Raw genomic sequence first — 14,445 nt, forward strand, 5'->3', positions numbered from 1 at the left:
CCGGAGATGGCGCATGATCGACGGCGTGACTGTTGACGACCACGCCTCTCCCACGATGTTGCCTGCCCCGACCATGCCGGCCTCGATCCCGGCGGCGTCACGGGAATTGCCGGCACCGCCGGCGTCGCGGGAATTGCCGGCACCGCCGGCGTCGCGGGAATTGCCGGCACCGCCGGCGTCGCGGGAATTGCCGGCACCGCCGGCGTCAGGGGAATTGCCGGCACCGCCGGCGTCGGCGATGCGGCGCGCGCTCCGTCGGGCCCGGGACGGCGCAACCCTCAACGTCGACGAGGCGACCGTCCTGCTGCACGCGCGTGGTGCCGATCTCGAGGACCTGTGCACCTCGGCGGCCCGGGTCCGTGACGCCGGACTCGAGGCGGCGGGCAGGCCGAAGACGGTCAGCTACTCGCGCAAGGTGTTCATCCCGCTGACGAGGCTGTGCCGCGACAAGTGCCACTACTGCACCTTCGTCACCGTGCCCGGCAAGCTGCGGGCCGAGGGACACGGGATGTACCTGGATCCGGACGAGGTGCTCGACATCGCCCGCCGCGGCGCCGAACTCGGCTGCAAGGAGGCGCTGTTCACCCTCGGTGACCGGCCCGAGGAGCGGTGGCCGGAGGCGCGGGAGTGGCTCGAGTCCCGCGGCTACGACTCCACGCTCGACTACGTGCGGGCGATGTCCATCCGGGTGCTCGAGGAGACCGGCCTGCTGCCGCACCTGAACCCGGGCGTGATGAGCTGGGAGGAACTCTCGAGGCTCAAGCCCGTCGCGCCGTCGATGGGGATGATGCTCGAGACGACGTCGACCCGGCTGTTCACCGAGAAGGGGCAGTGCCACCACGGCAGCCCCGACAAGGATCCGGCGGTGCGGTTGCGGACCCTGACGGACGCGGGCCGGCTCTCGGTGCCGTTCACCACCGGTCTGCTCGTCGGGATCGGCGAGACGATGACCGAGCGGGCCGAGACGATCATGGCGATCCGCAAGTCGCACAAGGCGTTCGGTCACGTCCAAGAGGTGATCGTGCAGAACTTCCTGGCCAAGGACGACACCGCGATGCGGGACACGCCCGATGCCGGGATCGAGGAGTTCCGAGCCGCGATCGCGGTTTCCCGTCTGGTGCTCGGCCCGGCGATGCGGATCCAGTCGCCGCCGAACCTGGTCTCCGGTGACGAGTGCCTGGCGCTGATCGCGTCCGGTGTCGACGACTGGGGCGGTGTCTCACCCCTGACCCCGGACCACGTCAACCCGGAACGGCCGTGGCCGAACCTCGACACGCTCGCCGCGATCACCGCGGAGGCCGGATACACGCTCGTCGAACGAACCGCCGCGCAGCCGCAGTACGTCCTCGCCGGGTCCCCGTGGATCGACCCGCGAATCGCCGGGCACGTGCAGGCGCTCGCCGACCCCGACACCGGCATGGCCCGCGCGGACGCGATCCCGACCGGCCTGCCGTGGCAGGAGCCGGACGAGATGTGGGAGTCGAGCGGCCGGATCGACCTGAACACCGGGATCGACACCGACGGCCGCAACACCGAGACCCGCAGCGACCTGGGCAGCGCGTTCGGAGACTGGGAGACCGTCCGTGAGCAGGTGCTCTCGCTCAGCGCGCCGCAGAAGGTGGACTCGGACGTGCTGACGGCCCTGCGCAACGCCGAACGCGACCCGGCGGGCTGCTCCGACGACGACTACCGCGCGTTGGCGACCGCCGACGGCGCCGGGCTCGAGGCGCTGGTCGCACTCGCCGACAACCTGCGCCGCGACACCGTGGGCGACGACGTCACCTACGTGGTGAACCGGAACATCAACTTCACCAACATCTGCTACACCGGCTGCCGGTTCTGCGCGTTCGCGCAGCGCAAGGGCGACGCGGACGCGTTCACGCTGTCGGCGAAGGAGGTCGCGGACCGGGCGTGGGAGGCGCATGTCGCCGGCGCCACCGAGGTGTGCATGCAGGGCGGCATCGACCCGGAACTGCCGGTCACCGGATACGCCGACCTGGTGCGCGCGGTCAAGGCGCGGGTGCCGTCGATGCACGTGCACGCGTTCAGCCCGATGGAGATCGTCAACGGCGCCTCCCGCGGCGGGCAGTCGGTGCGGGACTGGCTGACCGAACTGCGTGCCGCCGGCCTGGACACCATCCCCGGCACCGCCGCCGAGATCCTCGACGACGAGGTGCGCTGGGTGCTGACCAAGGGCAAGCTCCCGACGAGCACGTGGATCGACGTGGTCACCACCGCCCACGAGGTGGGCCTGCGGTCCAGTTCGACGATGATGTACGGGCACGTCGACCAGCCGCACCACTGGGTCGGGCACCTGAACGTGCTCCGCGGAATCCAGGACCGCACCGGAGGATTCACCGAGTTCGTGTTGCTGCCGTTCGTGCACCAGTCGTCCCCGCTGTACCTGGCCGGGGCGTCCCGGCCGGGACCGACGATGCGCGACAACCGTGCCGCGCACGCCCTCGCCCGGGTGATGCTGCACGGCCGCATCCCCAACATCCAGACCAGCTGGGTCAAGCTGGGCATCGAGGGCACCCAGGCGATGCTGCAGGGCGGCGCCAACGATCTCGGCGGCACCCTGATGGAGGAGACGATCTCCCGGATGGCCGGCTCGCAGCACGGTTCGGAGAAGACCGTCGCCGAGCTGCGGGCGATCGCCGAGGGCATCGGCCGGCCGGCCCGGGAGCGTACGACCGGATACGCGGCGACAACCGGTGACGGGGTGAGGGCGGTGGTGTCATGAGCGAGAGCGATCCGATCGGGGATGCCCGCGTCGTCGCAGTGCTGGACCGGGCGGCGTGGGGTGTGAACCCGGTGCTGGATCTGGCGTCGGCGGACCCGTTCGGGATCAAGGCCCGTACTTTCGTCCCGCCCGCTCCGGGCGGCGGACCCGTCGACCGCGTGCTCGACGGGGTGGCCTGGCTGCTCGACTTCGCGGAGGTGCCCGGCACCGCGTCGTGGGAACGCGCAGGCGACGAACGGCGGGCCCGGTGGTGGCTGACCCGGCTCGGGCTCCTCAACACCGTCGTCGTGGCGTTTCCCGGTGTGCTCGGCCCGGTCGCCAAGAAGCTGCCTCTGCAGGACCTGCTCGGCTTCGCAAATCAGACGCTGGTGCTGATCGCGGTGGCCCGGGAGCTCGGCGTCACCGACCGGACGGCGCAGGTGGATCTGCTGGCCTCGGTGCTCTGCAACCGGGAGATCGACGCCAGGACCCTGCTGTCGCGGGAGGAGCAGGACCGGCCCGAGGAGTCGCGGGGCTGGCGACCCCTCGCGGCGCTGGGTGGCATGTGGTCGACCGCGCGGGTGCTGCGGGCGATCCCCGACGAACTGCACAAGCGTCCGCAGCCGTCGCGGCCGTGGCGCGCCCTCGGGAACCTGCCCCTCGTCGGTGCGATCGCCGACTACCTGGGCGAGCGTGGCGCCCTGTTCGACGCCGCGGTCCAGGGCAAACGGTGGGTCGACGGGCACACCGTGCGAACCGCGGTCGCGGGTAGCGGAGCACGGGGAACGACCACCGTCTGAGGGCACCCTAAGCCGGTGCTCGTCTCCGGCAGGGGTGATACTGGTAACCCTGGTGCGCGACGTGCGCCCGGTAAGAGGTCCGTGTCAGAAAGGCAGCGGCAGTGCCCTACACGATTGCAGAACCGTGCGTGGATGTGCTCGACAAGGCGTGCATCGAAGAGTGCCCCGTCGACTGTATTTACGAGGGTGGCCGCATGCTCTACATCCACCCCGACGAGTGCGTGGACTGCGGCGCCTGTGAGCCGGTCTGCCCGGTCGAGGCGATCTTCTACGAGGACGATGTCCCGGACCAGTGGAACGGCTACGTCTCCGCGAACGTCGACTTCTTCGTCGAACTCGGTTCGCCCGGCGGTGCCGCCAAGCTCGGCAAGGTCGACTACGACCCGCCGTTCATCAAGGCGCTGCCGCCCATGGGCGAGCACTGAGGTCTTCGAACGTGCCACGTAACGCCGTCTCGCGCGGTCTGCCCGACTTCCCGTGGGATTCACTCGCCGACGCGAAGGCGAAGGCGCAGTCCCATCCGGACGGGATCGTCAACCTGTCCGTCGGCACTCCGGTCGACCCGGTCGCACCTCTGATCCGCGACGCGCTGGCGTCGGTGTCCGAGGTTCCCGGGTATCCGACCACCTGGGGCGAGCCGTCGTTGCGTGAGGCCGCGGTCGCGGCCCTGGCGCGGCGCTACGGCGTCACGGGCATCGACCCGGCGGCGGTGCTGCCCGCGATCGGCACCAAGGAGATGATCGCCTGGATGCCGACCCTCCTCGGGCTCGGTCAGGGCGATCTGGTGGTGATTCCCGAGGTCGCGTACCCGACGTACGAGGTGGGTGCGCTGCTCGCCGGCTGTCGGGTGCTGCGCGCGGACGGACTGACGCGGCTCGGGCCGGAGAAGCCCGAGTTGATCTTCATCAACTCCCCGTCGAATCCGACGGGCAAGGTGCTCGGCATCGACCACCTGCGCAAGGTCGTCGAGTTCGCCCGCAGCCGCGACGCGATCGTCGTGTCCGACGAGTGCTACCTCGGGCTGACGTGGGAGGCCGAGGCGTACTCGGTGCTCGACCCGCGGGTCTGCGACGGCGACCACACCAACCTGCTGGCCGTGCACTCGCTGTCGAAGACGTCGAACCTTGCGAGCTACCGGGCCGGGTTCGTCACCGGCGATCCGGCGCTGGTCGCGGAACTGCTCGAGGTTCGCAAGCACTCCGGCATGATCATGCCGCTGCCGGTGCAGGCCGCGATGACCGCCGCGCTGAAGGACGACGCACACGAGAACGAGCAGCGCGAGCGGTACCGTCGGCGCCGCGAGATCCTGCTGGGCGCCGTCCGCGGTGCCGGATTCACCGTCGACAACTCCGAGGCCGGCCTGTACCTGTGGCTGACCCGCGAGGAGGCGTGCCGCGACACCGTCGACTGGTTCGCCGAGCGCGGCATCCTGGTCGCCCCCGGCGACTTCTACGGTCCCGGCAGCCGCCGCCACGTGCGGATGGCACTGACCGAGACCGACGAGCGCATCGCCGCCGCCGCCTCACGCTTGTAGCAGCTTCGCCGCTCGTGCGCGGTGTGCGAATCCTCGGACTCGCCCACCGCGCACGAGAGCGGCAGGCGCCTTACGCTGGATCTCAAGTTCCTCGGCGACCGGGGTGCCCGGTCGCCACTTCGGGGCAGGAGGCAGCATGGACGCCGTCACCGGGGTTCCCTCGCCGGTCAACGAACCGGTCCACTCGTACGCTCCCGGTAGCCGCGAGCGCACGATCCTCGTTTCCGAACTCGCCGAGCTGGCCGGTGCCCCCGTGGACCTGCCGCACGTGATCGGCGGGGTGCACCGGATGGGTCGCGGGGAGCGGATCGACGTGGTGCAGCCGCACCGCCGGTCCGCGGTGCTCGGGACGCTCACCGATGCCACCCACGAGGACGCCGACGCCGCCGTGACCGCCGCGGTCGCCGCGGCCCCGGGCTGGCGGGCGCTGCCGTTCGACGAGCGGGCCGCGGTGCTGCTGCGGGCGGCGGATCTGCTGTCCGGGCCGTGGCGGGAAACCCTCGCTGCCGCAACGATGCTCGGGCAGTCGAAATCAGTGCAGCAGGCCGAGATCGACGCGCCGTGCGAGCTCGTCGACTTCTGGCGGTTCAACGTGCACTTCGCGCGGCAGATCCTCGCGGAGCAGCCGATCTCGGGCCCCGGGGTGTGGAACCGGATGGAGTACCGGCCGCTCGAGGGCTTCGTGTACGCGATCACGCCGTTCAACTTCACCGCGATCGCCGGGAACCTGCCGACCGCGCCGGCGCTGATGGGCAACACGGTGGTGTGGAAGCCGTCGCCCACCCAGACGCTCTCCGCCTACTGGACGATGAAACTGCTCGAGGAGGCCGGGCTCCCACCGGGCGTGATCAACCTGGTCACGGGGACCGGCCCGGCGGTCTCGGACGTCGTACTCGGAGATCCGCGGCTGGCGGGGATCCACTTCACCGGCTCGACTCGCACCTTCCAGCACCTGTGGCGGGAGGTCGGCGCGAACATCTCCCGCTACCGCGGCTATCCGCGGCTGGTCGGGGAGACCGGCGGCAAGGACTTCGTCGTGGCGCACTCGTCCGCGAACCCGGACGTGTTGCGCACGGCCCTGATCCGCGGCGCGTTCGAGTACCAGGGGCAGAAGTGCTCGGCCGCCTCCCGCGCCTACGTGCCCCGCTCGGTGTGGGACGAGATGGGCGAGGACTTCCTCGCCGAGGCCGACGAACTCTCCTACGGCGATGTCACGGACCTGTCGAATTTCGGTGGCGCACTGATCGATCGGGCCGCCTACGAGAAGAGCGTCGCCGCGATCGAACGCGCCCGTGGTGCCGCGGGCGTCAAGGTCGCCGTCGGTGGCACCTGCGACGACGCAGTCGGCTGGTTCGTCCGGCCGACCGTGCTGCTCGCCGACGACCCGGGTGACGAGGCGTTCGCCACCGAGTACTTCGGCCCGATCCTGTCCGTGCACGTCTACGACGACGCTGCCCCGGAGGCGTTCGAGGACCTGCTCTCGGTGGTGGACCGGACCGCACCGTACGCGCTGACCGGGTCGGTCGTCGCGGACGATCGGGCCGCCGTCGAGAAGGCTTCGGCGGCACTGCGGTTCACCGCGGGGAACTTCTACATCAACGACAAGCCGACCGGGGCTGTGGTGGGGCAGCAGCCGTTCGGCGGGGCGCGGGCATCGGGCACCAACGACAAGGCGGGGTCCCCGCTGAACCTGCTGCGGTGGACGTCGGCGCGCACGCTCAAGGAGACGTTCGTGCCGCCGACCGATCACCGCTACCCGCACATGGGGCCGGAGACGTGACCGTGGTCAATCCGCTACGGCCCGCGATCCTGGCCGCGGCACGCTCGCCCCGGATGAAGGCGGCCATCACCCACGCTCCCGGCACCCGGTCGCTGGTCACCCGGTTCGTCGCCGGGGAGTCGAGGTCCGACGCCCTCGCCGTCACCCGTGAGCTGCTTGCGTCGGGTCGGTCGGTCAGTGTGGACCACCTCGGCGAGGACACCATCGACCTCGGGCAGGCCCGGGCCGTCGTCGCCGAGTACCGGGCGCTGCTGCGCGAACTCGGCGACCTGCCGCAGGTGGGTGATGCGGAACCACGCCGGCTGGAGGTGTCGGTCAAACTGTCCGCGCTCGGTCAGGCCCTGCCGTCCGGCGGAGAGCAGGTTGCCCTCGACCACGCCCGCGAACTGTGCGAGGCCGCGAAGGCGGCCGGGGTGTGGATGAGCGTCGACGCCGAGGACCACACCACCACCGACTCGACGCTGGCGATCGTCACCGCCCTCCGCGCCGACTTTCCGTGGCTCGGGGCGGTGCTCCAGGCCTACCTGCGGCGCACCGAGGGTGACTGCCGCGACCTCGCCGGGCCGGGGTCGCGAATCCGGTTGTGCAAGGGCGCATATCGCGAACCTGCGTCGGTGGCCTTCCAGAGCGCTGCAGAGGTCGACGCGTCCTACCGGCGATGCCTGACCGTCCTGATGGACGGTCACGGCTACCCGATGGTCGCCTCCCACGACCCGGCGATGATCGAGGCAGCGGGGGAGGAGGCGCGCCGCGTCGGACGAGGCGCCGACGAGTTCGAACACCAGATGCTGTACGGCATCCGGGACGTCGAGCAGCAGCGGCTCGCCGACGCCGGGGCACGGGTGCGGGTGTACGTCCCGTACGGCGGACAGTGGTACGGCTACTTCATGCGCCGCCTCGCCGAACGTCCCGCGAACCTGACGTTCTTCATGCGTCAGCTGGTGAGCCGGGACTGACGGGCATGTGAGACGTGCCCGCCGGCGGGCATGTGAGACGCGCCCGCGGGCGGGCATGTGAGACGCGCCCGCGGGCGGGCATGTGAGACGCTGGCGGGCGTGCTGCTGCGTTCGCTGAACCCCCTCGCCGTCGCCCAGGGCGACGATGTGCCCGACGCCGTGCGGATCGACGGTCACACCCTCTCCCGTAGCGACATCGTCGGCGGGGCAGGCGCGCTGGCCCGCCGGATCGCCGGCGCGAGGCGGCTCGCGGTGCTGGCCGAGCCGACGGCGTCGACGGTCGTCGCGATCGTGGCCTGCCTGTTCGCCGGCGTCACCGTCGTGCCCGTGCCCCCGGATTCCGGCCCGGCCGAGCTCGAGCACATCCTGACCGACTCGGGCGCGCAGGCATGGCTCGGCAAGGCACCGGAGGGCGGTGACATTTCGCCGAGTTCCCGGGCAGGCACGCTTCCGGTGATTCCGGTGCGGCTGCACGCCCGCGACTGGCACGGCCACCCGGAGCCCGATCCGGCGTCGATAGCATTCGTGCTCTACACCTCCGGCACCACCGGCGCCCCGAAGGGGGTGCTGCTGTCCCGCCGGGCCATTGCCGCGGGCCTCGACGCGCTCGCGCAGGCCTGGCAGTGGACCGAGAAGGACACCCTCGTCCACGGACTGCCGCTGTTCCACGTGCACGGACTGATCCTCGGTGTGCTCGGACCGCTGCGTGTCGGCAGCCGCCTCGTGCACACCGGCAAGCCGACGCCCGCCGCATACGCGGAGGCGCGCGGCAGCCTGTACTTCGGGGTGCCGACCGTGTGGTCCCGGATCGCACTGGACGAGGAGTCGGCGCGGGCGCTGTCCGGGGCGCGGCTGCTGGTCTCGGGGAGTGCACCCCTGCCGGTGCCGGTGTTCGAGAAGCTGTCCACGCTGACCGGCCTCACCCCCATCGAGCGGTACGGGATGAGCGAAACGATGATCACCCTGAGCACCCGCGCCGACGGCGAACGCCGCCCCGGGTGGGTCGGCCTGCCCGTCGAGGGCGTGCAGACCCGCATCGTCGGAGAGGACGGCGAGCCGGTCCCGCACGACGGCGAGTCGATCGGCGGACTCCAGGTGCGCGGTCCGATGCTGTTCGACGGCTACCTGAACCGGCCCGATGCCACCGCCGAATCCTGGACCGAGGACGGCTGGTTCGTCACCGGAGACGTCGCCGCGATCGACGCAGGCGGATTCCACCGGATCGTCGGCCGGGCGTCGACGGACCTGATCAAGTCCGGGGGCTACCGGATCGGTGCCGGTGAGGTGGAGACCAGCCTGCTCGGGCACCCGAGCGTCGAGGAGGTCGCGGTGGTCGGTCTGCCCGACGACGACCTCGGGCAGCGGATCGTCGCCTTCGTCGTCGGCGAGGACGTCGACCCGGACGCGCTGATCACGCATGTCGCCGCGGAGCTGTCGGTGCACAAGCGGCCGCGGGAGATCCGCGTGGTCGACACGCTGCCCCGCAACGCCATGGGCAAGGTGCAGAAGAAACTGCTGAGCTGACTCGGGCCCGGTCAGGGCGCGACGGGATAGTGGCTGGTGATCGCGACCCGGTTCCACGCGTTCATCACCACGGCGAGCCAGCTCACCGCCGAGGCCTGCGCGTCGGTCAGGGACCCGTCGTCCCAGGCACGATCCTCCGGCACCGTCAGCCGGGTGACCTGCTCGGCCAGTGTCAGGGCGGCCCGCTCCTGCGCGGTGAAGTACTGCGACTCCCACCACGCCGCGAGCACCGCCAGACGGTCGGCCGTTTCCCCCTTGGCGACGGCGTCACGGGTGTGCATGCGCAGGCAGAACGCGCAGCCGTTGATCTGCGCGACCCGGATCTTGACCAGTTCCGCCAGGAGCGGATCCAGCCCGGCCTCCAGCGCCGCGGCGTCGGCCTGCTCACTGAGGGCGGTCAGCTGCTTGTATGCGGCCGGATGCTGCTTGCTCAGGTTCACGGAACTCATCGTCTTCCTTCCCTAAAGGATCGGCGACCGGGGCGATCGGCGATCGGCGACCGGGCGATCGGCGAGCGTGGGAGCGGCGAGTTCGAATCGCGATCGACCAGCGAGTCTCGTACATCTCCCGGTGGCGGCGGACTAGCCTCGACAGACATGAGCCTGCCTGCAGAGAACACTCGCATTGTGCTCGCCTCCCGCCCCGTCGGCGAGCCGAAGTCGTCCGATTTCCGGGTCGAGTCGGTGCCGTTGCCCGCGCCGGCCGACGGTCAGTTGCTGCTCGAAACCCTGTACCTGTCGCTCGACCCGTACATGCGCGGCCGGATGAGCGACGCGGAGTCGTACGCCGACCCGGTCCCCGTCGACTCGGTCATGGTGGGAGGCACCGTGTGCCGGGTGCTCGCCTCCAATGCCCCCGGATTCGCTGTCGGCGACGTGGTGTTGTCGTTCTCCGGATGGCAGACCCATTCCGTCGAGGACGCCTCCCACGTCCGCAAGCTGGACCCCGCCGCGGCGCCGGTCCGGACCGCGCTCGGCGTGCTCGGCATGCCCGGGTTCACCGCATACGCGGGTCTGCTGCAGATCGGCAAGCCCAAGGCCGGGGAGACCGTCGTCGTCGCGGCGGCCACCGGCCCGGTCGGGTCCGCGGTCGGGCAGATCGCGAAGATCAAGGGCGCCCGCGCGGTGGGGATCGCCGGCGGCCCCACCAAGGTCGCGCACTTGCGGGAGCTGGGCTTCGACGCGGCGATCGACCACCGCGCACCCGATTTCGCGGATCAGCTCGCTGCGGCCTGCCCCGACGGCATCGACGTCTACTTCGAGAACGTCGGCGGCGCCGTGTGGGACGCGGTGCTGCCGCTGCTCAACACCTACGCGCGGGTTCCGGTGTGCGGCTTGGTTGCCCAGTACAACGCCACCTCCGCGCCCGCCGGTCCGGACCGCGCCCCGGCCCTGATGGGCCGCATCCTCACCAAGAGCCTGACCCTGCGGGGCTTCATCCAGTCCGAGTTCGTCAAGGACCACTACCGGCACTTCCTCGCCGAGATGTCGGAGTGGGTGCGCGACGGACTCGTGAAGTACCGGGAGGACGTCGTCGACGGGCTCGAGAACGCTCCCGACGCGTTCATCGGGATGCTCGGCGGGAAGAACTTCGGGAAGCTGCTGATCAAGGTGGCGGAATGACGCACACCGCGGGCGAACACCCGCACCCGACCATCGGCCCCCTCGACGCCGCGGCGTTCCTTCTGGAACTGACGATGCTCACGATCCTCGCGCTCGCCGGCGCGGCCGTCGGCGAAGCCACGCCCGCCCGGATGGCGGCCGCCGTCGCGTTGCCGGTGATCGCGGCCGGAATCTGGGCGGTGTGGATGGCGCCGACCGCCACCCGCCGGCTCTCGAACCCGCGCCGCCTGGCGGTGCAGGTACTGCTGTTCGCGGTGACCGGGGTACTCGCGTCGGCGTTCCTCTCGCCGTGGGTGGGGGGAGTGTTCTTCGTGGCCGCGACAGCCGTGTTCGGAACACTCGCCCGGCGGGAGTCCCACGTCAGCCGAGCCGGCGCAGTTCGTCGGCGATCGCCCGCACCCCGGTGAGCACCTCGAGGTAGGAGGTGCTCAGCGGGCTCGGGCCCAGCCGCAACCCCTCGGGCGCACGGAAGTCGGGGATCACGCCGCGATCCCACAGCCGCGGCAGCATTTCCCGGAACCGGGGATGGTCGATGGTGACGTGGCCGCCGCGCCGGGAGGCGTCGAGAGGGGAGGCGATCCGCACCTCGGGGAGCAGGGTGCGGGCCAGCTTGAGGGTGTACTCGGTCAGGCGAATAGATTTTGCGCGCACGGCGGTGATGCCCACCCGGTCGATCAGGTCGATCGTCGACTGCATGGCGATCATCCCGAGTATCGCGGGGGTTCCGCTGATCACCTGTCGAATCCCATCGGCGGGAAGGTATCCCGCCGCCATTTCGAACGGGTCCCGGCGCCCCATCCAGCCCCAGATCGGTTGCCGGAAGTCGCGCTGGTGTTCGGTACGGACATAGGCGAACGCCGGTGATCCCGGACCGCCGTTCAGATACTTGTAGGTGCAGCCGACGGCGAAATCGGCTCCCCAGCGGTCCAGTTCGACGGGAACGCTGCCCACCGAATGGCACAGGTCCCACAGGATCAGCGCACCGGCGTCGTGTGCCGCCCGCGTGATCGCCTCGGCGTCGGCGAGGAATCCCGACCGGTACGCGACGTGACTGAGCACCACCAGCGCGGTGTTCTCGGTGATGGCCTCGCGGGCGGTGCCGGGCTCGACCCCGGCAGCGGGATCGACGGTGATCCAACGCAATTCGAGTCCGAGCTCGGCCGCGATGCCTTCGAGGACGTAGCGGTCGGTGGGGAAGTTGTCGGTGTCGAGGACGATCTCCGTGCGTCCCGGCCGCATCGCCAGCGCACCGCGCGCGAGCTTGTACAGCAGCACCGTCGTCGAGTCGCCGACCGTCGTCTGCCCCGGCGCCGCACCGAGCGTCACCCGCCCGAGCCGATCGCCGATGGTGATCGGCAGGTCGAACCACTGCTCGTCCCAGCCGCGGATCAGCCGGCCGGACCACTGCGCGACCGCCTCCGCGATCGCCTCGGTGGCCGCGATCGTCGGCCGGCCCAGCGAGTTGCCGTCCAGGTAGGACACTACGTCGGAATCGTCGACGCCATGGAAGCGGGCGCGGAAGTCCCGAAGTGGGTCGGCGGCGTCGAGTGCTCGCGCGGTGTCCGTGAGATCGTCGGTGCTCAACGCAGGTCCTCCTCGAGGTCGGCGGCGGTGGCGACGCGGGCGCCGGTCAGCCAGTGCGCGAATTCGGTGTCGTCGCGCGGAGGGATGCCCGGAATCCGGCACACGCGCTGCGGTCCCGCGGCGAACCGCGACGCGGCGTCCCCGTCGATCAACGCGGTCAGCACGCCGGACCGGTCCAGTCCGGCCGACTGCAGGGCCAGCACCTCGGATGCGTTGACCCCGAGCGGAAGATTCCCGTTGCCGAGGTCGGTGCCGTAGCGGACGCGCCCCCCCGCGGCGTGGAAGCGGCGCAGATTGTCGACGGCGACCTCGAGGTCGCGGCCGTGGTGGATGTCGAGTGTGCTGGTCCAACGCTGCGACCGGGCCGCGGCGCGCACCACGTCGTCGTCGAGGCGTTCGGTCCACGGGGTGTGGGCCAGCACATCGACGCCGGCCGCGAGCGCACGTCCCGCCTGCCCGGCTCCCTCCGCGTGCACGACGACGTCGCGGCTGAGCCGATGCGCCGCTGTCACGACCGCTGCGAGGGTGTCGTCGTCGAGTACCGGGCCGGCCGCCGAGTTCAGCGTGACCTTGACGAAATCGGCTCCGGCGCAGACCTGTTCGTTCACCGCCCTCGCGGCGTCATCGGGTCCGGACACCTCGCGCACCGATCCCTCCGGTGCCCACGGCCGGTCGCTCGGATAGCCGCCGGGCGCAGTGAGGAACTGCCCGGCGAACCGGATACGCGGCAGTCCCGCGGGCGGGACGCCTGCGGTCCGGCGCCACGCGGCCGCAGCGTCGAGCCGTGCTCCGAGGTCGTACACCTCCTCGAGCCCGCCCGCGAACAGGGCCGCCGCATCGACGAGTTCGAGGTGGACGTGGGCGTCCCGGAACCCGGGGAACACGGTGCCGTCGAAGGTCAGGTCCGCGGCCGGGTCGGCGGGGTGATCCGGTGCGGCGGGCAGCATGCGGCCGCCGCGCAGGGTGAACCGGGTGGGCCCCATCCACTGTCCGAGCCACGCCTCCCGCACCGCGACCGTCGGGGTGCCCATCTCACCGCCCGACCTCGGTGCGGACCGCGAACAGTTCGGGGAAGAACGTCAGGTCGAGGGCGCGCTGGAGGAATTCGACACCGCTGGATCCGCCAGTGCCGGGCTTGGTGCCGATGATGCGCAACACCGTCCGCAGGTGCCGGAATCGCCACAGCTGGAAGTTCTCCTCCAGATCGACCAGTTCCTCGAACGACTCGTAGGCGGCCCAGTGGTCGTGCGGGTGCTCGTAGACGTCCCGGATGAGCGGCAGCAGGTTCGGGTCGAGTGTGTACGGGGAGCGCACGTCCCGCCCCAGCGTGGACTGCGGGACGGGGAGGCCGGTGCGGTGCAGGTACCGCCAGAACTCGTCGTACAGGCTCGGTTCCGCGAGCAACCGGGACAGCAGTGCGTGTGCGGCCGGGTCGGACTCGAACACCGCCAGCATCCCGGGGTTCTTGTTCCCCAGGACGAATTCGACGGCGCGGTACTGGAACGACTGGAATCCCGACGCGTTGCCGAGGAACCCGCGAAATTCCGAGTACTCGGTCGGGGTGAGTGTCGCGAGCACCGACCACTGCTCGGTCAGTGACTTCTGGATGTGCTTGACGCGGGCGATGCACTTGAGCGCGACCGCGATGTCGTCCTGTGCCAGAGCTGCTTTCGCCGCGTCGAGTTCGTGCAACGTGAGTTTGAGCCACAGTTCACTGGTCTGGTGGGCGATGATGAACAGCAGTTCGTCGTGGTGCGCGGGGACGCTGACCGGGTGCTGTGCGCTCAGCAGCGTACCCAGGTCGAGGTACGAGCCGTAGCTCATCCGGTCCGTGAAGTCCGTGACGATCCCCGGCTCGATGGGTCGGATGTTCTCCCCGTCTGCGTTCACACCTCGGTCGCCCATGCTCCGACACTGCCGTAC

The 14,445-nt window shown here is 70.7% G+C and carries 13 protein-coding genes; 9 read left to right on the plus strand and 4 right to left on the minus strand.

What is annotated here, in order from left to right:
- The first annotated feature begins 73 nt into the window (after positions 1-73).
- From ACWDU4_RS06115 to ACWDU4_RS06145, 7 genes are all read left to right on the plus strand, one after another.
- Positions 74-2,743: a bifunctional FO biosynthesis protein CofGH gene (locus tag ACWDU4_RS06115; protein WP_450113039.1), complete on the plus strand. Its 2,670-nt coding sequence runs from the start codon at positions 74-76 to the stop codon at positions 2,741-2,743.
- Positions 2,740-3,522: a hypothetical protein gene (locus ACWDU4_RS06120; protein WP_450112970.1), complete on the plus strand. Its 783-nt coding sequence runs from the start codon at positions 2,740-2,742 to the stop codon at positions 3,520-3,522. The genes ACWDU4_RS06115 and ACWDU4_RS06120 overlap by 4 nt, the downstream gene beginning before the upstream one ends.
- Positions 3,523-3,623: 101 nt before the next feature.
- Entirely contained in the window at positions 3,624-3,947 is a 324-nt protein-coding gene (fdxA, locus tag ACWDU4_RS06125; RefSeq protein ID WP_450112971.1) for a ferredoxin, read from the plus strand.
- Positions 3,948-3,958: 11 nt separating this feature from the next.
- Positions 3,959-5,056, plus strand: coding sequence for a succinyldiaminopimelate transaminase (gene dapC / locus ACWDU4_RS06130; RefSeq protein WP_450112972.1), 1,098 nt, complete (start codon positions 3,959-3,961; stop codon positions 5,054-5,056).
- A 136-nt stretch (positions 5,057-5,192) separates the two neighbouring features.
- Positions 5,193-6,836: an L-glutamate gamma-semialdehyde dehydrogenase gene (gene pruA / locus ACWDU4_RS06135; protein ID WP_450112973.1), complete on the plus strand. Its 1,644-nt coding sequence runs from the start codon at positions 5,193-5,195 to the stop codon at positions 6,834-6,836.
- Between the two features lie 53 nt (positions 6,837-6,889).
- On the plus strand, positions 6,890-7,792 hold the full coding sequence (locus tag ACWDU4_RS06140) for a proline dehydrogenase family protein (protein ID WP_450113040.1): 903 nt from the start codon (positions 6,890-6,892) through the stop codon (positions 7,790-7,792).
- 99 nt (positions 7,793-7,891) lie between these two features.
- On the plus strand, positions 7,892-9,316 hold the full coding sequence (locus ACWDU4_RS06145; protein WP_450112974.1) for an acyl-CoA synthetase: 1,425 nt from the start codon (positions 7,892-7,894) through the stop codon (positions 9,314-9,316).
- 11 nt (positions 9,317-9,327) lie between these two features.
- Here ACWDU4_RS06145 and ACWDU4_RS06150 read toward each other — a convergent pair whose 3' ends face one another.
- Positions 9,328-9,765: a carboxymuconolactone decarboxylase family protein gene (locus ACWDU4_RS06150; protein WP_450112975.1), complete on the minus strand. Its 438-nt coding sequence runs from the start codon at positions 9,763-9,765 to the stop codon at positions 9,328-9,330.
- Between the two features lie 147 nt (positions 9,766-9,912).
- Between ACWDU4_RS06150 and ACWDU4_RS06155 the strand changes: the two genes are divergently transcribed.
- Positions 9,913-10,938, plus strand: a complete 1,026-nt coding sequence (locus ACWDU4_RS06155) for an NADP-dependent oxidoreductase (protein ID WP_450112976.1) — start codon at positions 9,913-9,915, stop codon at positions 10,936-10,938.
- Positions 10,935-11,345: a YrdB family protein gene (locus tag ACWDU4_RS06160; RefSeq protein ID WP_450112977.1), complete on the plus strand. Its 411-nt coding sequence runs from the start codon at positions 10,935-10,937 to the stop codon at positions 11,343-11,345. Before ACWDU4_RS06155 ends, ACWDU4_RS06160 begins: the two co-directional genes overlap by 4 nt.
- On the opposite strand, the gene kynU is transcribed toward ACWDU4_RS06160, so the two are convergent.
- The 3 genes from kynU to ACWDU4_RS06175 are packed head-to-tail and all read right to left on the minus strand — an operon-like array spanning position 11,299 to position 14,427.
- Positions 11,299-12,522, minus strand: coding sequence for a kynureninase (kynU, locus tag ACWDU4_RS06165; protein ID WP_450112978.1), 1,224 nt, complete (start codon positions 12,520-12,522; stop codon positions 11,299-11,301). The two genes, ACWDU4_RS06160 and kynU, sit on opposite strands and share 47 nt — an antisense overlap.
- Positions 12,519-13,553, minus strand: a complete 1,035-nt coding sequence (locus ACWDU4_RS06170; protein ID WP_450112979.1) for a hypothetical protein — start codon at positions 13,551-13,553, stop codon at positions 12,519-12,521. The genes kynU and ACWDU4_RS06170 overlap by 4 nt, the downstream gene beginning before the upstream one ends.
- 1 nt (position 13,554) lies before the next feature.
- Positions 13,555-14,427: a tryptophan 2,3-dioxygenase gene (locus ACWDU4_RS06175; RefSeq protein ID WP_450112980.1), complete on the minus strand. Its 873-nt coding sequence runs from the start codon at positions 14,425-14,427 to the stop codon at positions 13,555-13,557.
- Positions 14,428-14,445: the final 18 nt, after the last annotated feature.

The sequence above is a fragment of the Rhodococcus sp. NPDC003348 genome, assembly GCF_053589375.1.